Below are 26,266 nucleotides of genomic sequence, written 5' to 3'. Positions count from 1 at the left end.
TAAAAGTTTTATCCTTTTTTGCCAAAACGTTTGCTTAATGTCCATTCCCCATCGCTATACATACGTTCAAATTGATGAAAAAGGGGCAAGCTTTTTAATATTTCAAAGTCCTGACTTGCATCTTGATTTAGTAATTCCTTCAGTTCTATTACTCGTAGTAAAGTCAAAAAGGATAAAGTCGCATAATCAGGAGAATTTTGAGCGGCCTGTAATAGCATATAGGATTTACTTAGTGCAACATCATACAGTTGATCTGCTTGTGCTTCTGAGATCTCTTTCAGCAAAGCTTGGATAGGGTCAGGAAGTTGAAGAGCCTGACTATTATTATAGGCCAGTCCTGCGTAATATGCTCCACGTAAAGGCTCATTATGAATATAAAAACATGAGGCTAAGAAGCCCGCGTACGGCTTCACAGATTCACCGCCAAGATGATAGGCTTGTTCTAATGATAGTAAGGCAGATTTAGATGGAAGAAAGCCTTGTGAAACGGCGGCTTCTGCAGCTCTAGTGATTAGAAGGATACTATTACGCTTGTCTTGATTATGTTTGTAGATATTAGAAATAATCTTTACGGATAGAAATGATGCTAAAAGCATACAAACGAGAATAGCAAAAGAAAAGGAATAACATTTTTTCCAAATATTATGAAGTAGCTTTTGCATAGGGAACGACAGTTTAGCGTTGAAAATCTAAAAGCATGCAGAGGATTTTATGGACTGTCCTCTAAGTAGAGTTGGTATTCTTCCGTTTGGAGTTTTTCTGCTTAAACCTTTCACTTCATATTATCGTAATTTAGGATTCGCATTCAATTTTTTTCTCTCTTCTAATAGATGTTCGTTATAAGAAAGTGGTGAGAGTGGAATTTGGTGGGCTCTTATAAAAGTTTATTTTTATTTAGGAGAAGTTTGTAAGTTTTGTTTCTATTTAGAAAAGATTATCCAAGAATAGTTTTGCAAAATCATTATCGGTGGTCGGTTTTATAATCTGGCTAGTCTCTATCCTTTCAAAAATCCATTTTATAATTTGCAAAAAGTAGCCTCACTTCTACAACCATGTTTGATAGAAAAATTTCAGTGCTGTAATGTTTAAGCAGTGTTTGAATTGCTGGATGCATACGCCAGTTGTCTTTTAGTTAAAGATTGTAAGGCTTCCACGTTAAAGATTGTAGAGTAATGAAAAAGCGGGAGACATTGTGACAGACGAAAGTAATAAGGATACGATTATAGAAGTAGCTATAGATGATATTCGTGTGAGTCCTTTTCAGCCTCGTCGAATGTTTTCTAATGAAGAATTACAAGAATTAGTAACATCACTAAAGTCCGTAGGTCTGATTCATCCGCCTGTGGTACGTGAAATTCGGAATGGCAGTCAGGTGCTATACTATGAACTTATTGCTGGGGAACGCCGCTGGCGAGCAATGCAATTGGCAGGATATACTACGATACCTGTGATTCTCAAGCATGTGATTACTGATGGCGTTGCTGCCGAGGCTACATTGATAGAAAATATTCAAAGGGTAAATTTAAACCCTATAGAAATGGCTGAGGCTTTTAAAAGATTAATTCATGTGTTTGGGTTGACACAGGATAAAGTTGCTTACAAAGTCGGGAAAAAGCGTTCGACGGTAGCGAATTACTTGCGGTTGCTTGCTTTATCTAAGACAATACAGGAAAGCCTGTGTCATGGACAGATTACTCTAGGTCATGCTAAGGTGATACTCACTCTTGAAGATCCTATTCTGAGGGAGAAGCTAAATGAGATCATAGTAAAAAAGCAGTTGGCAGTACGTGAAGCCGAAATTGTTGCAAGGCAACTTACCAATGAAGAACGTGTCTTTATAGAAAATAAACATCCTTCTTCAAGAATGGAAACTTCGTCTAACCAGTGCGAAGAACTGGAACAACGCTTAAGCGATTTGTCTGGATATAAGGTACAGGTTAAAATTCAAAGATCAGGGGCTACAGTTTCTTTTCATTTGGAAGATAGTAATGATCTCGAAAAATTGGAAACTTGGTTATCAGGTCACGGGGCAATCGGCAATAATTTAAATTAAAGCATTTTTTATAATACTATATTAATTTTGATCTCATTAGATTTAGACTAAAATTTAGCTATTGTATCTAGAGCAGGAAAAATTTCTTCGTTGAAACCTGAAACCTCTGTTGAGAAAAGCGGACATTAATGGATGCAGCGGTATGTGTGATAAGGGTCTCCCTTTTCTGGAAGAGGTATTGACTTGCAAGATTCTTGTCTTTGTGGACAGCGATTGTAAAAAGAACATCCTACAGACAAGGGTTCGGAACGATCCTTTAGATATTCTTGCAATGCGGGTGTAACGTTTCTTTGATCTGGGGTTTCGGGAAGCTGAGAATTTAATAACATACGTGTATAGGGATGTCGTGGATTGGAGAAAATGCGTTCCGTACTTCCCCTCTCTATGATTTGTCCTTTATACATAATTAATACCTCTGAACAGAAAGAACGGACTACCGCAAGGTCGTGAGAGATAAAGAGATAGGTAAGACTAAGTTTTTTTTGTAGTTGTACCAACATATTTAGAATCTGTGCTTGGATTGATAAATCCAAGGCAGACACAATTTCGTCACAAATAATTAACTGAGGAGCCCCTAATAAAGCCCTCGCTATAGAAACTCGTTGTTGTTGCCCTCCAGAGAGTTGGTGAGGATAACGATAAAAATAATCCTCAGATAGTCCTACTAAATTTAAATATTCCGCTACTGTTGGTAGTAAGTCTTCTTTCTGAATAAGTTTATGATAGAGTAGAGAATGGCCTAAACTATCTAGGATAGTCTTTCTCGGGTTTAGTGAAGCTTGTGGATTTTGGAAGACTAGTCTTACTTGCGATCGTAGTTGATGACGTCCATGTCTAGAATTTAACCTAATGGGAATACCGTTAAAAGTTAAAAAACCAGATGTTAATGGGAGAAGTCCCGCCAGGCTTAAAGCAAGAGTACTTTTCCCTGATCCCGATTCTCCAATCAGTCCGATGGCATGTTTGGAATGTAAAGAAAAGGAAACATCATCCAAAGCACGGTTAGTAATAGCTTTCCCTTGGAACCAAAAAGAACGCTTGTAATAGTACTTTGTTAATGAGGTAGCTTGCACTAAAGTGACAGGTAAATTAGTTGTCATAAAGCCAACACCTCACTTTGTGACCTTCACGCAGAGAATAAATTTCTGGAGCATCAGCTGAACATTGGTTGAGGATTTTTGAACATCTGGGGTGGTAACAGCATCCCGAGGGAAACGCAGTGTAGTGTGGAGGCTGCCCTGGAATGGGATGAAAAGAACCTAGCTTTGTAGTTGTTAGAGAAGGTCTAGATGCTAGTAGATCTCGAGTATAGGGATGAGAGGGATTATGAAATAATTGAACTGCGGGAGCTCGCTCTACCATACGTCCTGCATACAGTACTAGCACTTCATCAGCGGTCTCTGCTACGACTCCCATATTATGGGTAATAATGAGAAGGCTCATTCCTGTTTTTTGTTGTAGTGTTTTTAATAATTGTAAAATTTGATATTGTACAGAGACGTCCAAGGCTGTTGTTGGCTCGTCAGCAATAAGAAGTTTAGGAGAGCAGATTAAGGCCATAGCGATACAAATTCTTTGGAGCATACCTCCAGAAAGCTGGTGAGGATATAGGTTAAGGCAGAGCTTCGGATCATGGAAACCAGTTTCCTCAAGGGCGTGTAGCATTTTTTCTCGACTAAGTTCTGGAGACAAGCTTAGGTGAGTATTGATAATTTCTCGAAACTGTTGCTCAATAGTGAACACAGGATTTAGAGATGCTTGGGGGTTTTGAAAAATCATTGAGATTTCTGTCCCTATAATTTTTTTACGTGTCGAGTGTGAAGCTGTAAGCAAATCCTGATTTTGAAAATTAATCTGTCCCGAAATGGAAAAAGGTGGGGAAGGCAGCAAACGAAGTATTGCATGTGCAGATACGGACTTCCCCGATCCTGATTCTCCAATAATTGCTAGGGTTTGCCCTGCATCAATAGTAAACGATAAAGAATTGACAATAGGGTATTCTTGGCGTTTTTTTGTCAATGCTATGGATAGATCCTCTATCTGTAAAATGGGAGCAGCAACCATAAGTCGTTTACAAGATCATTTAAGCAAGTTATTATTGCGGAAAAGGCTATTCTTATGCAAACCCTTGCTCGTCTATTTGGCCAGTCTCCATTTGCTCCTTTACAGGCCCATTTGGAGGTAGTGGCTTCTTGTGTGGAACATATGCTTCCTATATTCACTGCCCTACGAGATGGAAAATACGAGGAATTATTAGAAATGGCAAAAATTGTTTCTAATAAAGAATATCAAGCAGATTGTATAAAAAATGATATGCGTAATCATCTTCCTGCGGGATTATTCATGCCTATATCTAGAGCAGGAATTCTAGAAATTATTTCTATACAAGATAGTATAGCAGATACTGCTGAAGATGTTGCTATCTTATTAACTATAAGACAGTTAAACTTTTATCCCTCTATGGAAAATCTTTTTTTTCAATTTTTAAAAAAGAATTTGGAAGCCTTTGAGTTGACAATGACATTACTACATGAATTCAACCAATTGCTTGAAAGTTCATTTGGAGGAAGAAAGGCAGATAAAGCTCGTTTGCTTGTAGGACATGTCGCTAAATTTGAACACGAATCTGATGTTTTACAACGGGAACTTATGCAAGTCTTTTTTTCTGATGATTTTGTAATTCCTGAAAAAGAATTTTATCTTTGGTTACAGGTAATTCGAAGAACTGCAGGTATTTCAGATAGCTCTGAGAAGCTCGCACATAGAATTAACATGACCTTAGAAGAAAAGTAATATTGGCATGCTCCCATTAATCATTTTTGTCCTTATATGTGGCTTTTATACTTCTTGGAATATAGGAGCGAATGATGTCGCCAATGCTGTGGGACCTAGCGTAGGATCTGGGGTTCTCACCTTGCGACAAGCTGTGATTATTGCTGCTATTTTTGAATTTTTAGGTGCTTTATTGCTCGGGGATCGTGTTGCTGGCACTATAGAAAGTAATATAGTTTCTGTGACTAATCCTATAATTGCCTCTGGTGATTACATGTATGGTATGACAGCAGCATTACTGGCAACAGGAGTGTGGCTTCAACTTGCCTCCTTTTTTGGTTGGCCAGTCTCCACAACTCATTCTATAGTTGGTGCTGTTATCGGTTTTGGCTTGGTTCTTGGTAAAGGTACTATAGTTTACTGGAATTCGATAGGCATTATTTTAATTAGCTGGGTGCTTTCTCCATTGATTGGAGGGTGTGTTGCCTACCTGATCTTTTCATTTATTCGGAGGCATATTTTCTATAAGAATGATCCTATTCTTGCTATGGCGCGTGTTGCGCCATTTCTAGCTGCCTTAGTAATTATAACCTTAGGGGTTGTGATGATTTCTGGAGGCGTGTTTATTACTGTTTCTTCAATACCTTGGGCTATTGGTATAATTTTCTTGTGCGGTGTTATAAGCTATGTTGTTACTTTCTACTATGTCCACACTAAACACTGCTCTTATATTCCAGATATTCCAAAAAAGAATAGTCTGATTTATCGTCTAAAAGAACGAGGAGGCAATTATGGAAGAAAATATCTTGTTGTAGAAAGAATCTTTGCTTACCTGCAGATCATTGTAGCTTGTTTCATGGCCTTCGCTCATGGATCTAACGATGTTGCCAATGCTATAGCTCCAGTAGCTGGAGTCTTGCGACAAGCGTATCCTGCCTCCTATACTTCATACACATTAGTTCTCCTCATGGCTTTTGGAGGGGTTGGCTTGGTTATAGGTCTCGCGATTTGGGGATGGCGTGTTATAGAAACCGTAGGATGTAAAATTACAGAATTAACTCCTTCTCGAGGATTTTCTGTTGGCTTAGGTTCTGCGCTAACCATTGCATTAGCCTCGATTTTAGGACTTCCTATATCGACAACCCATGTTGTTGTTGGTGCTGTTTTAGGGATAGGTTTAGCAAGAGGAATTCGTGCTATTAACTTGAACATTATCAAAGATATTGTGCTGGCTTGGTTTGTCACTCTCCCTGCAGGAGCTATACTCTCCATACTCTTTTTCTTTGCTTTAAGAGCTTTATTCCATTAAAAATAAAAAAAATCAAAGTATAGGTTCTTGAGGATATGGATAAGCTGACAGTACAAGATCTTTCTCCCGAAGAAAAAAAAGTCCTCGTACGTGTAGACTTCAATGTTCCCATGAAAGATGGAAAGATACTCGATGATATTCGTATCCGCAGTGCGATGCCTACAATTAATTACTTACTCAAGAAGCACGCTGCTGTTATTTTAATGAGCCATTTAGGACGTCCTAAAGGATTAGGGTTCGAAGAGGAATACTCTCTCCAGCCCGTTGTGAATGTTCTTGAAGGGTATTTAGGACATCATGTTCCATTAGCTCCAGATTGTGTTGGTGAGGTGGCACGTCAAGCTGTAGCACAGCTTTCTTCTGGTAGGGTACTGCTCCTTGAGAACTTGCGTTTTCATTTAGGAGAAGAACATCCAGAAAAAGATCCTACCTTTGCAGCTGAATTGTCTTCCTACGGGGATTTCTATGTAAACGATGCTTTTGGTACCTCACATAGGAAACATGCCTCAGTATATGTAGTGCCACAGGCGTTCCCTGGAAGAGCAGCAGCGGGCTTATTGATGGAAAAGGAATTGGAATTTTTAGGGAAACACCTACTTTCTTCTCCTAAACGACCTTTTACAGCAATTCTTGGAGGAGCTAAAGTTTCTTCTAAGATTGGAGTTATAGAAGCTCTACTAAATCAAGTAGATTACCTTTTATTAGCTGGAGGTATGGGATTTACATTTCTGAAAGCCTTAGGCAAGTCTCTCGGAAACTCTCTAGTTGAGGAGACAGCTTTAGATCTCGCTAGCAGGGTATTGAAAATAGCTAAAAGTCGTAATGTCACTATAGTTTTGCCTAGTGATGTAAAAGCAGCAGAGAGTCTAGAGTCTAAGGAATATACAATTGTTTCTATAGATCAAGGTATACCTGTACATCTTGAAGGTCTTGATATCGGCCCGAGAACGATCGAAGAATTTAATCGTATTATAGATCAATCGGCTACTGTGTTCTGGAATGGTCCTGTCGGTGTGTATGAAGTGCCTCCTTTTGATAAAGGATCTATCGCAATAGCAAATAGTCTTGGCAACCATCCTTCAGCTATTACTGTTGTAGGTGGGGGAGATGCAGCAGCAGTGGTTGCTTTAGCGGGCTGTTCTACCAAAGTGTCACATGTTTCTACTGGAGGAGGGGCTTCCTTAGAATTTTTAGAGCGAGGCTTACTTCCTGGTACTGAAGTTTTATCCCCAGGAAAAAGCTAGTCATCCACTGCATCAATATATAATTACGAGTATGTTATAGTTTTTATTGGATTGCTGGTTAAACAAAAGCAGCCGATCTTGTAATTAATAGTTTTTAAGAGCCGGCTTGTTATTATCGTTGTATTCCCGATTTCCCCAGATTTTTACTGCAAAGAGAGTATTAACAGAGTGTTACTCTCTTTTATTACTTTAATTTATATTTACATTTCTATGCTGATATCTGTTTGTTTATTATAAGCTGTTTAGAACAGAAAGCTTTTTATATTCTATAATTTTTTGTTTTGAATTTTGTTTATACATTATTAATTTGTTTTTAAAATTAATGTATTATTAAAAATAACAAATAAGAAAATTAACATGGCAATCAATCCGTCAGGAAGAAAGTCTAATGATGACTTTTGGCTTGGAAAATCAGAGCAAGAAGGTAGTCAATCATCTGAAATAAATTCGCACTCTAATTCAAATTTAGGTAGACACAACGTATCCAGATCATCTACCGATACAAATTCCCAGGGTAGCGTATCGGAGTTGAGGAAGAAGTTAGCTAGGCACTTTGGAGCAGGAGGTTTACTGGGATCTCGAGGATCTGCCCAGTATTCTACACCCTTAGTAACTCAGTCTCCTGCACGAGGCCATGTTTCTATCCCTGAATCTTCTGAAATAGGCGGAGCGCGTCCTAAAGTTCGTTCTGGCGCTAGTCCTAAACCTAAAGTACCTCCGCGTCCAATATCTCTACCTCGTCCAAGTGACGCTGCTCCCGTACCTCAATTAACTCCTAAATTACAAGAGTTAGTGGGGACTGTAAAACAGGTATCTCAACAACAGGCTAAAAAAGAGAAACGTCTCAGTAAACTATCTGAAAAAATCAAGTCACGGTGGATAGCTTGGGAGACGACGTTCCCAGTAGACTATCAACAACACGCTTATAATGTTTTAAGGCAGACACTATTGATCGCCCGTGACCAACAACGGGGGAACATAAAAAAGAAGTCAAAAAGCTCCCCAAGATTAGTGAAGGCAAGTCTAGAAACAATAAACAATGTAGTTCAACAAGCATTATATAATGCAACAACATTCAAAATAAGTGAGGTACGAAATGGTGCTGAGCTGCAGTTAGTTTGTGTCTTAGCTTTAGAAGGGCCTTTATTAGTCTCACAAGAATCTATAGAACGCTTTCTACGAGGTAGGGCATCAGATTTAGGTATAGATAATAGTAATTCTGAGATAGAAGAACTAATCCGTCTTTTGGGACAGTCTATAGATTCGGTGCGTAACAATCATCCCGGTCAGATGCCTATAGTATGGGAGTATCTAACAAGTCTCGTTCTTGATGCTGTAATCAACATGAAGGCTAAAACCGCAGTCTACAACGTAGGAAAAGTTAACAGGGACAATGTAGACAGTATGACAAGATATTCTGAACAAAAGTTGAATGATATGAGAAATTTATCGGAATCAGTATGGTGTAATACAATGACGATTTTAATTTCAGATCTTTTTAACTATGGAGATAGTTAATTAAAATCGCGATACTTGTATCATGACGATGGCTACAGTATGATATCAGATCCTTTAGAGAATGGGGTTTATTAGAAAGTATAGGTCCGTTATAGAAACAATGTCATCAGAGAGTATAAATAGCATAGATTACAATACCAAGCTCGAACAGCCTACTAAATAGAATCTTTTCATGCATTGGCAACTGAGTTTCAGAGATTAGTAAGGGGGCTAGGATGAAAGGTGCGCCTACATAAACTTCAAAACTTAATCTATTTTTATGCTTTAAAAGTTGTGCTAATCTTGGGCCTTGGCTTCTTTTATTATACATTTTAAAGTTACGCACTTTTTTAGTTCAGCAAGATTTAAAGAATCTTTCTAAGTCCTTAATTCACAATTTCTTTTGTTTTAATTGATATGTATTTGTTATAAGCTAGGCACTGTGGATTCATTTTAAGAACGACTTTATTTAGGAGTAATAAAAAGGATCGCCGTCTTATTAATCTTGAGATAAAAGCAATAGATCTTGAAATCTCTCTTCCAAATTCGAGTCCCTTCCGGTGTGCACATAATTTTTAAGCTCTTTTTAAGCTTCCCCAAAGAAAATAACTGTTGAGAGTGTCATTTGCTTTTAGCCCTGTAACTCGTATTGATGCTCTATGTCTTTGTATTTATCTTCTTGATTATTAGAAGTTTTTAAAATAGAAGGCTTTTGTTGTTTATTAAATAAGTAATTGTTTTTATTGAACAGCAAGCTTTTTAATTTCAAAATGCTTACTTATTTATTAATTTATTTTTAAAATAAATTAATAAATAGAATAATAAAATGGGAAAATATTATGTCTATCAATCCACCAGGAAGAAAGCCCGATGATTTATGGATTCCAGGAGCTCATGATCAGCATCCTGACGTTCAGGAATCTGGAAAGACTAGTCGTAACCTAGGTTTTCATCGTGTTGAGGCCACTGTACGAAGAAGTTGGTTAAAAAGATTAAGAGATAGAGTAGCCAATTTCTTTCGGCGATGTTTCTTTCGGTCAAGAACCACATCATCCAGGAGTGAGGCTCCTACGGTGACGCCTGTAAGTTCTAGTTCAGTAGAGGAGAAAAACGCTCGTGACATTGAAGGAGCTGCTCAACACTTGATAAAAAGGGGATACACAAGAGGAAAGCGAGTTCCAACACCGACTCCTAATGAAGAAGACGCTAATCATTCACATCAAACCTCTTCATCTTTTAAATCGGGTCAGGGAGTTCTTCCTAAGACTCCACCTCATAACAAAGGTCGAGCGCCTCAACCTCCTAAAGGAGATTCCTAGGAGCGATTTTGAAACACCTTAGAGAATTATGTTATCTGATGTAATTAAAATTATATTCTATAACTAAGTGTTTCTTTGCCAATAATAAAAGTAATTCAACATAGGCATTTCCACGCTAAGATGGAATTGCCTACTTTTTCCTAGCTTGTCTTGAGATTATAAAATTTTAGGGATCTAGTTTTGATAGCATATTGCTTTGGAGGTGTAAACGTATTTAGGATGAATAATTTATACTTTTAATCAATAGATTTTGTAGTTTATTTACATGATTATTAATTTTTTAATTAATTAAAAATGCTTTTGTCTAATTATTTTTTTATTTTTAAAATTAGTTAAATAAAAATAAAAATAAAAAAGAGAAATTGAGATGGCAATTAATCCTTCAGGACAAAAGCCCGATGATATGTGGGTAGGAGGAACTCAGGACCAGAATACTAATACTCAGCAAACTGAAGCAAATCTTGGTACTCACAGGTTATCTACATCAACTACACAGTATGGTCCGTTAACTAGGGCTCAACAATTATGGAAGACAGTAAGGGATTTTTTTGGAATAGGGAAGGGGTCCTCATCAACAGCTTCTTCTTTGAAGGCTACAGAACTCCCTGGACGTCCACGTCCATCGCGTCCAGCGCCTCCGCCTCCTACAACAGGAGGAACTCGTCCAGGATCACCTACTCATGGTAAAGGTCCTGCCCCTCAACCTCCTCAGACAAGTGGGGCACGTCCTAAACGTGCAGCGCCTCCGCCTCCTACAACAGGAGGAACTCGTCCAGGATCACCTACTCATGGTAAAGGTCCTGCCCCTCAACCTCCTCAGACAAGTGGGGCACGTCCTAAACGTGCAGCGCCTCCACCACCTACAACAGGTCCTAAACCCATTAAGGGGATTTTAAAGCAACCGGGATCTTTTGGATCAGGTCAGAGGGTTCACTGGGCAGATCAACAGAAACCGTCTTCTAATTTAGATCAATTAGAGGCAGGCTTAAAGGAAATAGCTACAAATCAGTCTGAAGCTAAACAGCAACTCAACAATATATCTCGAGAACTACAGTCAAAATGGAGTGCTTGGGAGGAAAGTTCTAATACGAGTTACCTATTACATGGTTATCGTGTTGTACAAGGTCAGCTGAAACAAGTAAGTGAGGAACAAGCTAATTTAATAACAGGGACATCGCGCTCAGGAGCGGTCCCATCAGCAGTAATTATGGCTAAAGAGGTTGGAAATAAGGTAGTTAGGGAAGGATTAAAGAATCAATTAAATCCTGTGCCAGGTACAGAGTCCGATGGTCTACTGCTGCAGGTAGTCACTGTTCTAGCTTTAGAAGGACCTACATTAGATTCAAGTGAATCTATTACGAATTTTTTACGAACTAGGGTTCAAGATTTTGATATGGACGGGGATAGTGAGGTCAATATCGAAAATGAGATCTCTGCTTTAGGAAATGCTTTGGATCGAGTGCGTAGAAATTATTCTCAAGAAATGCCTAGGGTGTGGTTAAGTTTAACACAAGATGTCATGGCAGCTGTGAATTCACAGTCTAATGCAGTGCGTGCAGAAAATGCAGGGCAGACGAGAACTCGGGATGTAGTGCGAATGTCAAATGAATCTGGAGCATTACTTAACACTATGCGAGGCTTGTCAACCTCAACATGGGCAAATACAATGACGGTCCTAGTTAGTGATCTTTTTGATTAGGAAGACGTGGCTTTATGTGGAGTAGTTAATGGGAACACCTATATCTGGTGATGATGGTGACCGTAATACAATATCAGATCCTCTAGAAGAAGGTGTTCCAGAAGAAGGAGATTCGGATGTAGAGGATCGAGTATCTGAAAGTGCTATCCAAGTTATAGAAACAATAGCGGATACGGGGATTCCGGAAGCAACTCCATCAGAGGGAACAAATAGCGATCTCAATAGCGATCTTATTGATAAAGTTGAATATGAAGCGCATGGGAATTTATTAACAACTATGCTTGCGCGTATCCGTAAGGTAGTATCACAGCTTTGGAAAAATACTAAGACTGCAAACCATCCCGAGTCAACATCAGATTCTCTAGGTCATACGTCTCGAGAACTTCTGCAAGCTACGCGTCTTCCTAAAGAAACTTCAGACCCTCCTTACTTTCATCCTTTAGAAAGTGCACTAGCTTCATGTCGTAGCTTTTTTTATCATGTGTTTCTAAGGCTGTTTTCTATTGTGCTCCAGGAAGAGTCAGAGGCTCCTTTGGATCTCTGTGGTACAGATCCTATAAGTCCAGAAGCTGCAGTTGCCTTTGCTTTAATTTTGCGCTCTTGCTACAAATGGGTCGCTATAGACGCAGTTGCAGAAGGGTTGCCTTTAGAAATAATTGAAGAGAAGGGAATCTATAATGCCTTGTCTTTAGAAGCTACAACTACAGTAGAAGAGATTTCTAAAAGACTTTCAGAACTATTATATTCAGATAAACGTATTGATGGGCTAGCTAATGTTCGGGGGATTACTAAAATTATCAGTTCTCCTTACTTAGGTGGAGGACAATGTCTAAGTGCAGTTCACAATCTGGAATCATACGATCTTAGCTGTAATTATGCTCAGATGATCGCGTGTGCAACACAGATCGATGCTTTTGCTGATAAAGGTAAGAATGAAGCGCTTATCATGAAAGATATACTCTATCTAGTGCGTCAAGATCGTAGTAAAGAGCTAGGTGATTTTTTAATGACATGGGCAGAAGAACACTCTGCAGAGGTAAATTACGATGTTGTTTTAGCTATCCTAGAAGTTAATCTCGCGATTCTAGAGGAAGACTATCATTTACGTCCTTTGGAATATCAAAAAAAATTAAACTATGTAATCTGCCAATTTTTTTGTAGTGAGCGTTTAATTTCAATAGAACCTAAAGTGTGATTTACCGCGAGTTAATATGTAAAGCTGTCATTGCTAAAGGTGGATCTCTGATTTTAGGAAACAAATATAATGCAATAATATTTCTTTCTGGAGAATACATCAGAGAAAAGCGCTAGGTACAGTTTTGTATGATATTAGATTTTCAATTTTCCATAGGATATTATTTACGAGTACTTGAACTCGCAATTAGAGATAGTACGCGCATATTAGCCTATGACAAAAAACGACTTCTTCTAGACGCATGGTCTGTTAATGATCCTTTACCTCCAAACTATGATGTTAGTTTGACTACAATTCGCCAGGTAATTCACGAGCTGTTTTCTTATTTAGCAATTTCTTATTCTATATCGAGTCGGCTTTTAGCTATTATCGAACTACGGTTGCATGAAGAACAAGCAGCAACAGGTTGGTTCTATCGGTGGTTCTTTCCTTCCATATATGTAACTAAAAAAGCAGTTGTTGATAAACTCTATATGTTGAAGTCTTTGATTCTTTTTGAGTCAAAACGTCCTTTAGATAAAATCACCCGAGCCGCAAACCAGGTGTTTTCCAAAGGGAAAAGTAATTTTTCATCTTGGGAAGATTTCACTTATGAAGTAAGAATCGCAGAAGATCAGATCCCTCTGACAGAAAAAGTCAGAGGGAGTTTGATAGCAGAGACTTCTTTACAGATGATGTTAGAAGCTTTGACTACTCTACTTGAAGGACATACATCCTATCTTCCTTTAAGTCTTGAGCTTATAAACCAGTTTGTAGAAGACAAAGCCAAGCCTTTGATCACGTTATCAGTAAAGAGCCATCTACTATTAAGCGAACTTATTCAACTATTTTTTTTAAGTCCCGAGGATTTTCAAACAATTATTATAGGTATAATCTCCGATTCCCTATCTGATACATTGGCAGACTCTCTCATTGGGAATCAACCTCTAACATCAGATGGTAAAACTTTTTTAGGGCTGTGGCAGGAGGTAGCAATAACCTCCCCTCAAGACTCTCAATTAGCCTTAGAATTTCTTGCAGAAGTATTACGAAAAGTCATTGCAGAAAAAATATTGTACTTATCTAAATCTGAACAAAGTACAACTCCCGAGGAAGTAGGAACTATTTATGGTATTCGGGACCAGGACCCTACTCTATGGAATAAAATGATCAAAACACTACTTATGCGATGGTTATTAGATTATGACAAGGATGTGAGGAAAGCTTTACAAAAAGCCACTGAGTACTATAACCCTCAGCCTTCTTTCTGGAGACAGTTTTGGAGATTGTGGCAGCGTTGCCCATAATAAATAATTTTATTTTGTAGCCAGGATATTTTTCTGAGCAAAATAGCCTCTGACAGGGTATACTATCAAACATTATGGTTCCTTTTCGTCAGCATCACGCTTATCAGTTGTTGAAACAGCTACATACTTCTGCGATTTCAGAAGCAGATAGAGTTTCCTATTACTTTAAACAAAACCGTTCTTTAGGTTCAAAAGATCGTCAGTGGATTCAGAACATTATTTTTAATATTTTGCGTCACCGTCGTTTGCTTGAAGCTTTGATCCTTAATTCAGGAGAACAAATTTCTCCAGAAACGCTGGTTAGTAAGGTAGAGGAAGAGGTTTTACAAAATTTAGGTAGTTATACTGATCTTCCTTGGCCTGTGCGTTACTCTATATCTGATGATCTTGCTGATTTTTTAATCCAAGATTATGGAGAGAAGCAAGCAGAACTCATCGCTAAGACTTGGTTAACAGAAGCACCGATCACTATCCGTGTAAATACAGATAAAATTTCTCTAAGAGAACTACAAGAGATATTAGAATATCCAAGTTGTCCTGGCGATATTCCTGAGTCACTTCATTTTGCAAAACGATACCCCCTCCAGTCTACAGATGCCTTTCGTCGGGGATTTTTTGAAATCCAGGATGAAAATTCACAAAGGATTGCTCAGGATATTTGTTTAACAGAGAAAGACATTGTCTTGGACTTTTGTGCAGGAGCGGGAGGTAAAAGCCTCATCTTTGCCCAGAAAGCAAAGCACGTAGTCATTAATGACAGTCGTAAATCGGTTTTGCAGAATGCAAAACATCGCTTATTACGAGCAGGAGCTAGGAATTTTTCTTTAGCAGATGAGCTCCGTTTAGGATCTTTTTCTGTAGTAGTTGTAGATGCTCCTTGTTCAGGTACTGGGATATACCGACGTCATCCTGAACATAAATGGCAGTTTTCGAAAAAATTATTGTTGAATTATGTGCGGGCGCAAAAAAATCTTTTAAAGCAAGCCAGTTCCTATGTTGGCCCTCGAGGACGTCTGGTCTACATCACATGTTCTCTTTTAAAAATGGAAAATGAAGCACACGTGGCTCACATGCATGCTTTGGGTTGGAAAGAGGTTCGAAGAAAAGTCCTCCCTTTAGAGGTAGGAAAAGGAGATGGTTTCTACGCCTCCCATTTTCAAAAAATATAGAGTTAATCGTTTTCTAAGACCACAAGATTCAAGCCGACCTATTAGTTAAAGCTACAGTAAGGTAGGAATTTCTGATTTTAAAATTCAAGACTTTATAAATTTTATAACTACCTATTTTAGAAGGGTAGCGTGTTCTTTTAAGAATAAAAAAGAAACTCGATCACGTATGATTGTTTCTAAGAAACTCCCAAAACGATCTTGTTCTCCAGAGAACTGTTGAAACTGCATTAAAATAAATATGAGATGGTGGGGATTATTCCAAATTTCTTCTCGCTTTAACGCTGAAGATACTTCTCTTAAAAAATAATGATATGCTTTTGAATTTGTAGATTTTTCCCAAGAACTTAAAGAAAATAGATATGACATCAAATTGTTTTTTTTGGGAGACAGTTCCTGTGTATAGCTTGAAGAAGTAAAAATTAAGACAAATAAACAACAGAATAGTGTGCGCATGAGAGTCTGATTTTCTTTAACAATATGTCCGAGTGTACATAAATTGTTGTTTTTCTATAACTTAAAAGAAAGAGTTAGATTTTAGAATAATATTTTAGGAACCTACGTTTACGGTGCTTACGATATCGAAAATAAATTATAAGCATAGCTACACAAACATAGGTTCTATGGGATTTCATTATATTCTTAACGTAGATTTGCCAAGGTTTAGCAATGCGTTCTAGCCGACAAGGTGCATAGAAAGGCTGGGAAGAGAGTTTGTTACCTTCACGATCATAAAAAACCCAATCTCCAAGCAGACTACCCTTCTCAATAGGAAATGTATGCACATGAGCGATGAAAGATACGGAGAAAGGTTCTTGGTCTTCAGAATCATAGAAGTTATAATATACTCCTTCTGGAAGAGGACAGGAAAGCTTCCCTAAGTTAGTAATTTCCAGCTGTAGGTTCTCAGAAGGAGCCACTAGCTCTTTTCTCAACAAGGGTTCGTTAAACACAGTTTCACACAGACCTATTATATCTTGATAAAGATCACCAACAGGTCCCGAGTATCCGGTAGCAATAGCTACGACTAAGCGGTTGTTTTTTTCAGCTGCCATGATTAGATTTTTCCCTGCAGTCTTGGTAGTGCCTGTTTTCCCCCCTAAAGCTGGAGGATAGTAATAGTTGCAACCAGGAATAATCAATTTGTTAGTAGGAGAGAGTATGCGTTCGTTATGAAGATTTGTAGGAGCTATCTTATAACTTGTTGTGGAAATGACTTCTCGAAATTTAGGCTCTTTTAAAGCAGAGCGCATAATGCTAACAAGATCTCGAGCTGTAGTATAGTGGTTAGGATGATGTAGGCCGTGAGGATTATTAAAATGAGTATTAATACAGCCAATTTCTTCTTTTAGGAAGAGATTGAGCTGGTTCATAAAGTTGTTTACAGAATTACAACACGCCATTGCTAAGACATTAGCAGCATCGTTCGCAGAACAAATTAGCAAGGCATTGAACAAGTCCCAGCCTAGGAGTTCTTCTCTCACTTGGAGTTGGATTGTGGACCCATCAGTTTCTAACCAGTGAGGAGGACTACGGTATCCCGATTGTTTTTTTGCTTGGGGGGTAATAGAAGCGGTTGCATCTTGTTTTACTCTAACTAGATTATCTAACACTTCGGGATAGCGCTTGAGGATAAATAGTGCAGTAGCAATTTTAGTCATGCTAGCAGGATAAATCACAGTATCTATCTCTTTATTATAGAATATTTTTCCAGATTCGGCATGGACAACAGCAGCAGTAGTTCCACGTACCTCTGGGAAAGAGAGCTCTGCATGTAAAGGTAATACGGAAAGCAACCCGTACAAGATAATATATCGATACTTAAAAAAAGGGAGTTTCATATACGGACTATTGATTGTTTATTACTTATGTTGCTAGGAAATTAAGGTAGATAGAAAGAACTTGACGGCTCTGAAAATAAAGAATTACCATAAATCAGAGGAAATATACTATGAGTTTGGATTTTTTCGAGGAGTTTTATCGTCAGTCAATACTTAATAGGGGAACATCCTTCCCTGAAGGATACTTAAATATCGCTGAAATACTTTCTCGTCCTCATTGTACTGATGCTAGTACCAACTTTCTCTATAGTCAGTCTGAGAATGATTTTATTATTGCAGAATCTAAAGATAAACTCACATTATTTAACTCTGATTTTGCTATTTGGCTCGTTCCTGAGCTGGTCGAAGGAGAAGCTGTAACCCGTGGTTATATTGCTGTGTCCCAGGAAAAAGGAAAATATGCTCCAGAAATCGCATTCGAAGCTTGTGGACAGTACAATCAATCTACGCTTATTCTTGAAGCTCTACAGTTATATCTTAAAGAAATTAAAGATACTGAAGATGCTCTACGCTCATTCCGATTTAATAAAGATCTTTAATAAGATGCGTTATTATGTATTTTTAAATGGACAATGTTGCAATCATTCTCACGAGTATAAAGAAACTCATCAACAGAACTTTTAGCAAGAAAAATGCCTAGGCCTCCTAGCTTTCGTTGCTCTAGCGGAAGGTCTTCCTGGATATTTACTCTCACAGTAAGAGGATTGAATGAGGGGCCGTGGTCTTTAATCACAACCTCTAAATCATCTTGACGAGCTTTACAGGCAATCTTAATGATCCCTGGGGAATTTTCGCCCTGATAAGCATAGGAAATAATATTAACTAGAAGCTCCTCACAGGCGAGTTCGAGCTTTAATAACTTCTCTTGAGGAAACTTAGATTGTTTACCTGCACGTTTAATTAGGTCTAGCATGCTATGAAGTTCGCTAAGTACTGCAGGGAAAACAGTTTCTCCTTCAAAAGAGATCATAGTATACCTGTTGAACAATCATCTCAGCTAGGCGTACAGATAATATACGGCGAGCACTTTTTATAGCTTCATTGTGCATTTCAAGTTGACCTAAAGCAAACTCATGAGTGTTTGTTATGCCTAAGTCGGGCTCAAAATCAAAATCCACAGATTCTCGAGAAACACACTGATCTAAAAGGACTTCTCCTGTGTGGTTATTGATAAGCTGTATTTTTGCGGATAGTGACAGTCTACCTTCATTAGAGACAATAAAATGTCTCTGAGTCTTATCTCCAGGTTTATTTGGCGCATACGTAAAACCTATATTCTCGTCAATAGGATTCACAAGTTCTATTTTCAGAGTATAGCCTGCACAAGAATTTCTTCCAGAAATAGGTAATGAACGCTTACTGAACTCATAAATTAGCGCGGAAGTTAACTGACCATGGTGATCTTCCTTTATAGGAGCAATGAAGATTCCTGCATGGGATAGAGATTGCCCTAAAGAAGATAATTTGTGGGGGGAGGTTAGAATAGAATAACCACAGCATGATGAAAGTGCTAAAGAACAAAAGAGATACATCGTGCCTAAAGAAAATAATCTCATACTGACTTTGCTTTTAGGAAGTATGCTTTGATATTCTATCTAGACGCTTTTGACATTTAGCTACTAGGAGAGTACTTGGATAATTTGTAATCGCCGTGCGATAGTAGATGCTCGCCGCCTCTCCTTTTTTCTTTTTCTCATAGAAACGGCCTATAGTATATAGACCTCTAGCATAGTGCTCGCGCATGGTCTCAACATTAGCCGAAACAATTTCATTTAATGGGTGGTTGGGGTGTTGTTTTTTCATTGTTTCTTCATTAAGCTTAGCGAAATGAAGATATTGAATATTATGAGGTTCTTTTTTAGCTTGCTGTAAATAAATTTCTGATAAACGTACAAAAGCTTCAGAAGACAAAACATGTAGAGGAAATTGCAAAGTTAGCTTTTTCAATGTCTTGATTGCCTCAGTAAAATCTTTTTTTATAATAAGTAGATCAGCTTTACTGTAAAGGGCTTGTGCTCCTAAGTCTTTGCTAGGGAATGCAGAAAGAATCTCATCATAAATCCTTAGGGCATCTTCATCAGCATTTTCTATTTTTGGGAATCCCTCTAATAGGAAAAGACGTTTGCGCTTCCCGTGAGCAAATCTCTCTGCAATCATATATTTCATCTGAAAAAGCTCTTCAGAATACTCTGCATCAGAACGTTGTAAATATGCTGAAAATGCTTTGTCTGCTAAATCTGGGTGGTCTTGCTTGAAATAACAGACTCCTAAAAGATACTGTGCATGACTACATAAGGCGTTTTGAGGAAAGTGGTGCACAATAATTCCGAAACATATTAAGGCTTTCCTAAGATTTCCTTTTTTTAGGAGTGCTTGACCTTGAGCAAAATATTCTTCTGGGGAGTGCCTAGGCTCAAAACGTTGGGTTGAGAGTTTGCCTAAAAAAGGCTCAAAAGAAACAGGTTTTGCATCGCACCCAAAAGAGGTCAGAACAAGAAGGAGTGGAAGGTATAATAGAAATTTCATAATTAGATGGGGGCTTACAACAACAAAATGTCATCATAAAAAAGAAAAACAGAATTTGTCAAATGCGTTGTTTTTGTTTTGTTTATAGTTTGTTGATTTTTTTATTTGATAAAACATTTTTTTATTGTGTAAAATATAAAAAAGGTAATTTATGAAGAAGTTAATTTTATATTTTTGTGCTTTTGCCGCTTCTCTGTTTTTTGGTGTTTTTTTATGGGATCGCGTTCCCTGTGCACAAAAAATTATGCAACTTGCTGCTGATCATAGCTCAGCAGTATTTTCTAAGAGCTGTCATTTTGTACGTAAAATTTCGGGATTTGAAAAACTACAGGTTTTTGAGCGTCACATCTCTCCAGAACAGGCATTGGCATTGTTCCCAGAACATCGCGATGGTAAGTCTTTTGTAGAGCTAGCATTCATTCCCCATACTCTTATGCATGTACGCTTCTCTAAAGAAGAGCCAGGTAAAAAACATATTATCAGTCAGGAAGGAGAAATTCTATGGAGTTTAGTGAATGGTGAAATGGTATTACACACAGGAACTTGGGCATGTTCTAAAGGATTCCGAGAATGCTTGCTTCTTCACGCAGGCAAACAAGATATGTGTGTTATACAAACGCTAGCGACTTTAGGAGGAGCAACATCTAGAGAATCATTAGCACAAGCTTTGGCTCTGAGAAATATAAGAGCAGATAGAGTAATTAGAGAGTGTCAAAAGAAAAAATTAATCTTTGCTTCTGGTAATCAAATAGGGACCCATTTCCAACAGCTCCAGCCAATTCGAGGCTGTACAACAATATTAAATAGTAGTCCTGTATGGTTTCAAAAACCAAGGAATTCCGTAATTTTCCCGGCGCAATATTCTGAAGATCGTGTCCGTCATCTAGTAAAAATGATTTTTGGGGATAACTTTTTAATTGTACGTAGCTCAACAGTATATGTCCCGGTCTACAAAGTATCTCTAATTTCTGCAGATAAAAGCATCCGCGTAGAATATATTAATGCTGTAACTGGGAAACCTTTCCAGGATATATAAGCAAACTCTCTTATTCAACTAATAGGTACTTTTGTTATAGAGAAATAAATTTTTAAAGAATTCTCTAAGGCTTTACTGGAGAGCGTCAAACAGTAATCAGCTGTATGGGAAGGTCTGCGGTTGTTAGTTCTTTTTGAAGTGACTCAATATTTTCGGAGACAAAATACGCATCATCAGGAAAAACAGAGGCTATTTTTTCATTGTTTTGAGTAAAAATTAATAATAATGCCCGTGATCCAGGATGCCTTTGAATAATCTCTTTTAAGATACATAAGTGACTATGGCGAAGTTCATTAAGATCTAAAGATAGGGTTAGAGGTGTTGAAGTTGGCATTTGTGAGCTCTCATTAGGCTTGCCCACTTTAATTTTATTCTCCCTCACAAAACCTGGTGTTGAAAAAGACATTTTTTGTACCTGAGTTTTTATTTTGTCAAAAGCTTGATCGCATTCATAAATAATATTTTCGTTAACGACTGACAGATCTCTCATCCAACGACAAGAAAAACGTAAGGAATCATTACGTTTATCTAAAACGATAATAGCATAAATTAGGCGGTCTTCCTCTAATAGCTCTTGTTGTTCCTCATACATATCGGGCCAGATAGGCAGTTCATAAGAGTCTATGCCATCATTAACACGCAGAACAGCAAATTTTTTCTGGGCTTTTGATGAAACCTTAGTCGTTACCTTATCAATGATAAAAACTGTTCGGATTACAGAGCCGTGAGATAAATTTTCAAATTCTCCCGCAAGAACCACAGACAGATGTGAAAAGTAGTTTCGAACAGCATCCATAGGATGCTCAGTAAGATAAATTCCTAGTAGTTCTTTTTCTTTTTTTAAAATTTCCTTTTTAGAACGGGGAATAATGTCTTTAGGCAGAGAGAGTGGTATTTCATGTTTGTCATGCATAGTTCCTAAAGCAAAGAAAGTCATTACTCCAGAGGCAGCCTCCTTCTTCTCTTTAGAAATAGCTTCATACAGGGGCTCTACAGATGCTAAAGTCAAATCTCGGTTAGCCTCGAAACAATCAAAACAACCCGCATCGATTAAACTCTCTATGTTCTTTTTTGACACTTTCTTCAAGTCAGAACGTTGAATAAAGTCTCTGATGCTTTGATAAGGACCATGAAGATCCCGTTCTTCTACAATACTATCAATCAAACCACGTCCAATACCTTTGATGGCTCCCATAGCAAAGCGTATCCCTTCATTAGTCGCTACAAAGTGGTTGCTCGAGACATTGATATCAGGAGGAAGAATTGGAATACCCATGCTCTGAGCTTCTCGAATTAATTTGCCTACCTTCTCAATATCATCGGAGTCAGAAGTAAGCAAAGCCGCAAGCCATTCTTTAGGATAATTTGCTTTGAGATATGCTGTGGTATAGGTAATCAAACCATAAGCAGCAGCATGAGATTTGTTAAATCCATAGGAAGCAAACTTTTCCATTTTATCAAAAATGGTGGTCGCTAAATCTAGATCTATACCATTGTTGCAAGCACGTTTACAAAATTTTTCTCGTTCTTGCTCCATCTGTCGGGCATCTTTCTTCCCCATAGCACGCCGTAAAACGTCACCCTCACCAAGAGAATAACTCGCTAATGCACCTGCAATTTGCATTACTTGCTCTTGATAGACCATAATTCCGTAGGTTTCTTGAAGAATTGACTCCATGAGGGGATGGTCATATTCTATAGTCTCTTTGCCGTGCTTGCGATTAATAAAAGAAGGAATCATATCCATAGGACCTGGACGATACAAAGCACCTATAGCAATGATCTCTTCAAAGAGGTCAGGACGTAGATTTTTGGCAAGCTCTTGCATGCCCTTAGATTCCATTTGAAATATCCCCATGGTTTTCCCTTGATGCAAAAGAGAGAATGTAGTTGTGTCGTCCAAGGGTAGGGTAGCCATAGTTAGCGATTGTCCAGTTTTGTGTTGAATTGCTGACATCGCGATATTGATGCTTGTCAAAGTTTTTAATCCTAATAAATCAACCTTAAGCATCCCAACACTCTCGACTGGTTTCATAGAATATTGCGTTGTGATCATGGTTGAATCTTTAGACATGCAAATAGGAATGTGATTTGTTAGCTGATCACCACAGATAATCACGCCAGCAGCATGCACACCTGTATTGCGTATTGACCCTTCTAAACAAAGAGCCATGTCAATAACTTGTGTACATTCTGAGTCATTAATATAGAGCTGATAAAGGTCAGGATCAGTTTCCAAAGCTTTGGATAATGTGGTATTTAAATCTGGAATATGTTTAGCAATATGATTCACTTTAGACAAAGCCATGTCCAAAGTTCTCCCAACATCTTTAACGGCCATTTTGGCTTTCATTGTTCCAAAAGTAATGATTTGAGCTACATTGTCTTTACCATGACGTTCAATAGCATAATTAATCACACGTTCTCGGCCTGTCATACAAATATCAATATCGATATCAGGATAGGATAAACGTTCTGGATTGATGAATCGTTCAAAGAATAAATCAAATCTTATAGGCTCAATTTCTGTGATCCCCAACAAAAATAGTAATACGGATCCAGCTCCGGAACCCCTTCCTGGACCTACGGGAATCCCATTTGCTTTAGCCCAATGAATGATGTCCCAAACAATTAGAAGATAATCACACATTCCTTTAGGAATGATGACGGCCATCTCCATCTCCATTCTTTCTTTGACAATGTCTATAGGGTTACGAGTTGAGAACTTCTTAGCAATATGGGCGAGGACCTCAGGAGAATATTTCTTAGGTAGGCTGTCTTCAACAAGTTCTCTTAAGAAGGCAGCAGAAGCTTGATAACGGTCTTCTTCAGTATAGTTATCCAGAGATTTTAAAGACTCAGGAATATAAATTGGGTAATGTCTCTTAGAAAAATCAAAAGTAAAATTACATCGACTAGCTACTTCTAATGTATTAGAAATAACTTCAGGAGTATCTTTGAATAACTCTGTCATTTGTAAGGGAGACTTAAAGTAGTATTCTCTACTGCTATAGATTTTTCTTTTAGGATTAGGAATATGGGTATTCTGTTTTGCAATGCGTACAGTTTCTCCAGATTGGATATTGAGAAGGATTTCGTGAGCCTGCCAATCTTCTGGATTGATGTAGTGAATATCGTTTGTAGCTACAGTAGGAATACCTAAACTTGTGCTTGCGGCTAAAACTGCAGTATTGATTTTGGCTTGCTTTTCAATTAAAGAGTAATACTCTTGTTTTAACCACTCTTCTCCAAAGCTCGCAACTTTGTCTTCAGACATTTTATGGAATTGTACTTCTGTGAAGTAATCATCTTTGAATAGGTTTTGAAACCATTCTAATTCAAGAATAAGATCTTCCTCAGACTTTAAAGCAGCTTCTGATACAGAGCTAGATAAACAACCAGATAAACAAATTAATCCTTCAGAATATTGGCTCAAAAGATCCTTATCTATGCGTGGAAAGTAATAAAAGCCTTCTGTAAATGCTCTGGAGGTTAATACACAAAGATTACGGTAACCTTGTTCATTTTTACACAATAAGATTATATGATGTGCTGCGCGACGCCGTTTCTCTTTTTTCTTATCGAAACGAGACCCTGGAGCAATATAGCACTCACAGCCAATGATTGGCTTAATACCTTTTTGATTGCATTCTTTATAAAAATCAATAGCTCCATAAAGATTCCCATGGTCTGTTAGAGCTAGGGCTGGAATTTGTAATTCCTCTCCTCTAGCAACAAAATCCTTAATAGAACTCGTTGCATCAAGAATAGAATATTGAGAGTGACAATGGAGAGGTACCCAGGTCAAAAAAACACCTCAAGAAGAGCTAAGCTTTACTACGAATGTTTTTCTCCGTAGCGTTCCAAGTTGGTAAGAAAAGTACTAAAGCTATAGAGGCACAGACTAAAAGAGCAATGAAAAAGCCTTTCCACCCCCAAACATCAGTAACTTTTCCTAAAGGATATCCTGCAAAAGTAGCTCCGAAATAAGCAAACCATCCAGTAAAACCGCTAGCAGTACCTGCAGCTTTTTTATGAGACAGTTCGGCTGCTGCTAATCCAATCATCATTTGAGGCCCATATAAGAAAAAGCCAATGACAAACAATAAAGTCCCGTCAAGCCACCATTGATTATAACTACGTCCAAACCACATACCTAAAATGGCAAAAAGTAATCCTAAAGAGAAAATAACGTTCATAGGGCCACGATTGCCCTTAGAAATTTTATCAGACAACCAACCAGCAACTAGCATCCCAAACAATCCGCCAATTTCAAATAGAGATACACAGAAATTGGCTTTCACAGCAGCATAGTGTTTGGTTTCAATGAGAAATAATGCACTCCAATCATTCACTGCCATACGTACTATATAAATAAAAAATGAAGCTGCAGCTAAAAACCAAAGCCATTGATTGGTAAGTACATAGGTAAACAGAATTTCGCGAGTTGATAGCTCGCGCTCCTCTTCTTGACTGGTTTCGGTTGAAGCCTGAATTTCCTGTTCATAATGAGCATTGTGCCTGTATTTTTCTATAGAAGGAAGGCCTAATGATTGGGGTGTGTCTCTTAAGCGATTAATTAAAACGAGTCCCATTCCGATACAAAGAATTCCTGGGACATACATTGCTCCTCGCCATCCACTATAATCAATAATAAATCCTGTTAAAATGGGAATCAATGCACCTCCAATATTGTGAGAGGTGCTCCAAACGCTCCACCAAGTGCCGCGTTCTGATTTTGCATACCAATGTGTTAATAAACGAGCACATGGAGGCCAACCCCATCCTTGAAACCATCCATTAAGTCCCCACCAAAGAGCGAATAATACAATGGATGACGACATGCCAAATAAGATGTTAGTCAGACCTGTAATCATTAATCCTATGGCCATAAAATACCTGGGATTTGATTGATCTGACATGACTCCACTAACAAATTTGCTAATACCGTAGGAAAAATATAAAGTACTGCCTATAATGCCTAACTGCGCTTTATCGAATCCCAGGTCAGCAATCAATGTGGGCATCGCAAATGTAAAACTTTTTCTTGTGAAGTAATAAAAAATATAGCCGATAAACATGCTATAGAAAATGCGAATACGCCAGTACTTGTATTTTTTTTTGACCACTTCTGGGTCTTCGATTTCTTTAATATGCTTTGGAGGCTGGAAAAATTTAGTCCAAACGTTCATCTTTAAAATTCCACATTTAAAAGCTTTTTCACTGAGGCGCAATGCGAAGAAAAGCTTACTTTATCACATGAGCAATGAAAAAACAAGGAGGGAATCATGTAAGTCTGGGAGACTAAAGATGCGTTAATAGT

22 protein-coding genes are annotated in these 26,266 nt (G+C 38.0%); 12 read left to right on the top strand and 10 right to left on the bottom strand.

The window, feature by feature from the left end:
* Positions 1-8 precede the first annotated feature (8 nt).
* A complete protein-coding gene (locus tag C834KP_RS03245; protein ID WP_108896751.1) occupies positions 9-662 on the bottom strand; it encodes a hypothetical protein in 654 nt (217 codons plus the stop codon).
* 530 nt (positions 663-1,192) lie between these two features.
* On the opposite strand from C834KP_RS03245, the gene C834KP_RS03240 reads away from it, so the two are divergent.
* The gene (locus tag C834KP_RS03240) at positions 1,193-2,053 is read left to right on the top strand and encodes a ParB/RepB/Spo0J family partition protein (protein ID WP_108896750.1); all 861 of its coding nucleotides are present in this window, start codon (positions 1,193-1,195) and stop codon (positions 2,051-2,053) included.
* A 125-nt stretch (positions 2,054-2,178) separates the two neighbouring features.
* Here the strand turns inward: C834KP_RS03240 and C834KP_RS03235 are convergent, their stop codons facing one another.
* Together C834KP_RS03235 and C834KP_RS03230 are read right to left on the bottom strand one after the other, a co-directional pair.
* Entirely contained in the window at positions 2,179-3,153 is a 975-nt protein-coding gene (locus C834KP_RS03235; RefSeq protein WP_108896749.1) for an oligopeptide/dipeptide ABC transporter ATP-binding protein, read from the bottom strand.
* Positions 3,143-4,117 (bottom strand): ABC transporter ATP-binding protein, encoded by a 975-nt coding sequence (locus C834KP_RS03230; protein WP_108896748.1) that lies wholly within the window; start codon positions 4,115-4,117, stop codon positions 3,143-3,145. Before C834KP_RS03230 ends, C834KP_RS03235 begins: the two co-directional genes overlap by 11 nt.
* Positions 4,118-4,171: 54 nt before the next feature.
* On the opposite strand from C834KP_RS03230, the gene C834KP_RS03225 reads away from it, so the two are divergent.
* The 9 genes from C834KP_RS03225 to C834KP_RS03180 all read left to right on the top strand — a co-directional run bounded on the left by C834KP_RS03225 (position 4,172) and on the right by C834KP_RS03180 (position 15,543).
* Positions 4,172-4,846, top strand: a complete 675-nt coding sequence (locus C834KP_RS03225; protein WP_108896747.1) for a TIGR00153 family protein — start codon at positions 4,172-4,174, stop codon at positions 4,844-4,846.
* A gap of 7 nt (positions 4,847-4,853) precedes the next feature.
* Entirely contained in the window at positions 4,854-6,134 is a 1,281-nt protein-coding gene (locus C834KP_RS03220; protein ID WP_108896746.1) for an inorganic phosphate transporter, read from the top strand.
* A gap of 35 nt (positions 6,135-6,169) precedes the next feature.
* A complete protein-coding gene (locus C834KP_RS03215; protein ID WP_108896745.1) occupies positions 6,170-7,378 on the top strand; it encodes a phosphoglycerate kinase in 1,209 nt (402 codons plus the stop codon).
* Between the two features lie 357 nt (positions 7,379-7,735).
* Complete coding sequence (gene semD, locus C834KP_RS03210; protein WP_108896744.1) at positions 7,736-8,896, top strand: SemD/SinC family type III secretion system effector; 1,161 nt, start codon at positions 7,736-7,738, stop codon at positions 8,894-8,896.
* Between the two features lie 818 nt (positions 8,897-9,714).
* Complete coding sequence (locus C834KP_RS03200) at positions 9,715-10,194, top strand: hypothetical protein (protein ID WP_108896742.1); 480 nt, start codon at positions 9,715-9,717, stop codon at positions 10,192-10,194.
* A gap of 367 nt (positions 10,195-10,561) precedes the next feature.
* Positions 10,562-11,893, top strand: a complete 1,332-nt coding sequence (gene semD / locus C834KP_RS03195; RefSeq protein WP_108896741.1) for a SemD/SinC family type III secretion system effector — start codon at positions 10,562-10,564, stop codon at positions 11,891-11,893.
* Between the two features lie 28 nt (positions 11,894-11,921).
* A complete protein-coding gene (locus C834KP_RS03190; RefSeq protein WP_108896740.1) occupies positions 11,922-13,088 on the top strand; it encodes a TmeB family type III secretion system effector in 1,167 nt (388 codons plus the stop codon).
* Positions 13,089-13,216: 128 nt separating this feature from the next.
* Positions 13,217-14,374: a hypothetical protein gene (locus C834KP_RS03185; protein ID WP_108896739.1), complete on the top strand. Its 1,158-nt coding sequence runs from the start codon at positions 13,217-13,219 to the stop codon at positions 14,372-14,374.
* 74 nt (positions 14,375-14,448) lie between these two features.
* Positions 14,449-15,543, top strand: a complete 1,095-nt coding sequence (locus C834KP_RS03180) for an RsmB/NOP family class I SAM-dependent RNA methyltransferase (RefSeq protein WP_108896738.1) — start codon at positions 14,449-14,451, stop codon at positions 15,541-15,543.
* A gap of 111 nt (positions 15,544-15,654) precedes the next feature.
* Here the strand turns inward: C834KP_RS03180 and C834KP_RS05305 are convergent, their stop codons facing one another.
* Both C834KP_RS05305 and C834KP_RS03170 read right to left on the bottom strand, forming a co-directional pair.
* On the bottom strand, positions 15,655-15,996 hold the full coding sequence (locus C834KP_RS05305; protein WP_162295470.1) for a hypothetical protein: 342 nt from the start codon (positions 15,994-15,996) through the stop codon (positions 15,655-15,657).
* Positions 15,997-16,070: 74 nt separating this feature from the next.
* Positions 16,071-17,381: a D-alanyl-D-alanine carboxypeptidase family protein gene (locus C834KP_RS03170; RefSeq protein WP_108896737.1), complete on the bottom strand. Its 1,311-nt coding sequence runs from the start codon at positions 17,379-17,381 to the stop codon at positions 16,071-16,073.
* Positions 17,382-17,491: 110 nt separating this feature from the next.
* On the opposite strand from C834KP_RS03170, the gene C834KP_RS03165 reads away from it, so the two are divergent.
* Complete coding sequence (locus C834KP_RS03165) at positions 17,492-17,920, top strand: hypothetical protein (RefSeq protein WP_108896736.1); 429 nt, start codon at positions 17,492-17,494, stop codon at positions 17,918-17,920.
* On the opposite strand, the gene C834KP_RS03160 is transcribed toward C834KP_RS03165, so the two are convergent.
* The 3 genes from C834KP_RS03160 to C834KP_RS03150 are packed head-to-tail and all read right to left on the bottom strand — an operon-like array spanning position 17,917 to position 19,907.
* Positions 17,917-18,351 carry an ATP-binding protein gene (locus C834KP_RS03160; protein WP_108896735.1) on the bottom strand — a complete coding sequence of 145 codons (435 nt, stop codon included), beginning with the start codon at positions 18,349-18,351 and terminating at the stop codon, positions 17,917-17,919. The two genes, C834KP_RS03165 and C834KP_RS03160, sit on opposite strands and share 4 nt — an antisense overlap.
* Positions 18,338-18,937, bottom strand: a complete 600-nt coding sequence (gene lptE / locus C834KP_RS03155) for an LPS assembly lipoprotein LptE (protein ID WP_108896734.1) — start codon at positions 18,935-18,937, stop codon at positions 18,338-18,340. The genes C834KP_RS03160 and lptE overlap by 14 nt, the downstream gene beginning before the upstream one ends.
* A gap of 13 nt (positions 18,938-18,950) precedes the next feature.
* Positions 18,951-19,907, bottom strand: coding sequence for a tetratricopeptide repeat protein (locus tag C834KP_RS03150; RefSeq protein WP_108896733.1), 957 nt, complete (start codon positions 19,905-19,907; stop codon positions 18,951-18,953).
* 151 nt (positions 19,908-20,058) lie between these two features.
* Between C834KP_RS03150 and C834KP_RS03145 the strand changes: the two genes are divergently transcribed.
* A complete protein-coding gene (locus C834KP_RS03145; RefSeq protein ID WP_108896732.1) occupies positions 20,059-20,943 on the top strand; it encodes a hypothetical protein in 885 nt (294 codons plus the stop codon).
* Positions 20,944-21,028: 85 nt separating this feature from the next.
* On the opposite strand, the gene dnaE is transcribed toward C834KP_RS03145, so the two are convergent.
* Together dnaE and pgtP are read right to left on the bottom strand one after the other, a co-directional pair.
* Positions 21,029-24,751 carry a DNA polymerase III subunit alpha gene (dnaE, locus tag C834KP_RS03140; protein ID WP_108896731.1) on the bottom strand — a complete coding sequence of 1,241 codons (3,723 nt, stop codon included), beginning with the start codon at positions 24,749-24,751 and terminating at the stop codon, positions 21,029-21,031.
* 19 nt (positions 24,752-24,770) lie between these two features.
* The gene (gene pgtP, locus C834KP_RS03135) at positions 24,771-26,135 is read right to left on the bottom strand and encodes an MFS transporter (RefSeq protein ID WP_108896730.1); all 1,365 of its coding nucleotides are present in this window, start codon (positions 26,133-26,135) and stop codon (positions 24,771-24,773) included.
* Between the last annotated feature and the right edge of the window lie 131 nt (positions 26,136-26,266).

This window comes from Chlamydia serpentis (genome assembly GCF_900239945.1).
Lineage (GTDB): Bacteria > Chlamydiota > Chlamydiia > Chlamydiales > Chlamydiaceae > Chlamydia > Chlamydia serpentis.
This window is presented reverse-complemented; position numbering and strand designations above follow the sequence as displayed.

Bases quoted from the DNA above. Each gene is read 5' to 3' on its own strand.
- C834KP_RS03245 (WP_108896751.1), bottom strand. From the start codon at position 662: ATGCAAAAGCTACTTCATAATATTTGGAAAAAATGTTATTCCTTTTCT.
- C834KP_RS03235 (WP_108896749.1), bottom strand. From the start codon at position 3,153: ATGACAACTAATTTACCTGTCACTTTAGTGCAAGCTACCTCATTAACA.
- C834KP_RS03230 (WP_108896748.1), bottom strand. From the start codon at position 4,117: ATGGTTGCTGCTCCCATTTTACAGATAGAGGATCTATCCATAGCATTG.
- C834KP_RS03225 (WP_108896747.1), top strand. From the start codon at position 4,172: ATGCAAACCCTTGCTCGTCTATTTGGCCAGTCTCCATTTGCTCCTTTA.
- C834KP_RS03220 (WP_108896746.1), top strand. From the start codon at position 4,854: ATGCTCCCATTAATCATTTTTGTCCTTATATGTGGCTTTTATACTTCT.
- C834KP_RS03215 (WP_108896745.1), top strand. From the start codon at position 6,170: ATGGATAAGCTGACAGTACAAGATCTTTCTCCCGAAGAAAAAAAAGTC.
- semD (WP_108896744.1), top strand. From the start codon at position 7,736: ATGGCAATCAATCCGTCAGGAAGAAAGTCTAATGATGACTTTTGGCTT.
- C834KP_RS03200 (WP_108896742.1), top strand. From the start codon at position 9,715: ATGTCTATCAATCCACCAGGAAGAAAGCCCGATGATTTATGGATTCCA.
- semD (WP_108896741.1), top strand. From the start codon at position 10,562: ATGGCAATTAATCCTTCAGGACAAAAGCCCGATGATATGTGGGTAGGA.
- C834KP_RS03190 (WP_108896740.1), top strand. From the start codon at position 11,922: ATGGGAACACCTATATCTGGTGATGATGGTGACCGTAATACAATATCA.
- C834KP_RS03185 (WP_108896739.1), top strand. From the start codon at position 13,217: ATGATATTAGATTTTCAATTTTCCATAGGATATTATTTACGAGTACTT.
- C834KP_RS03180 (WP_108896738.1), top strand. From the start codon at position 14,449: ATGGTTCCTTTTCGTCAGCATCACGCTTATCAGTTGTTGAAACAGCTA.
- C834KP_RS05305 (WP_162295470.1), bottom strand. From the start codon at position 15,996: ATGCGCACACTATTCTGTTGTTTATTTGTCTTAATTTTTACTTCTTCA.
- C834KP_RS03170 (WP_108896737.1), bottom strand. From the start codon at position 17,381: ATGAAACTCCCTTTTTTTAAGTATCGATATATTATCTTGTACGGGTTG.
- C834KP_RS03165 (WP_108896736.1), top strand. From the start codon at position 17,492: ATGAGTTTGGATTTTTTCGAGGAGTTTTATCGTCAGTCAATACTTAAT.
- C834KP_RS03160 (WP_108896735.1), bottom strand. From the start codon at position 18,351: ATGATCTCTTTTGAAGGAGAAACTGTTTTCCCTGCAGTACTTAGCGAA.
- lptE (WP_108896734.1), bottom strand. From the start codon at position 18,937: ATGAGATTATTTTCTTTAGGCACGATGTATCTCTTTTGTTCTTTAGCA.
- C834KP_RS03150 (WP_108896733.1), bottom strand. From the start codon at position 19,907: ATGAAATTTCTATTATACCTTCCACTCCTTCTTGTTCTGACCTCTTTT.
- C834KP_RS03145 (WP_108896732.1), top strand. From the start codon at position 20,059: ATGAAGAAGTTAATTTTATATTTTTGTGCTTTTGCCGCTTCTCTGTTT.
- pgtP (WP_108896730.1), bottom strand. From the start codon at position 26,135: ATGAACGTTTGGACTAAATTTTTCCAGCCTCCAAAGCATATTAAAGAA.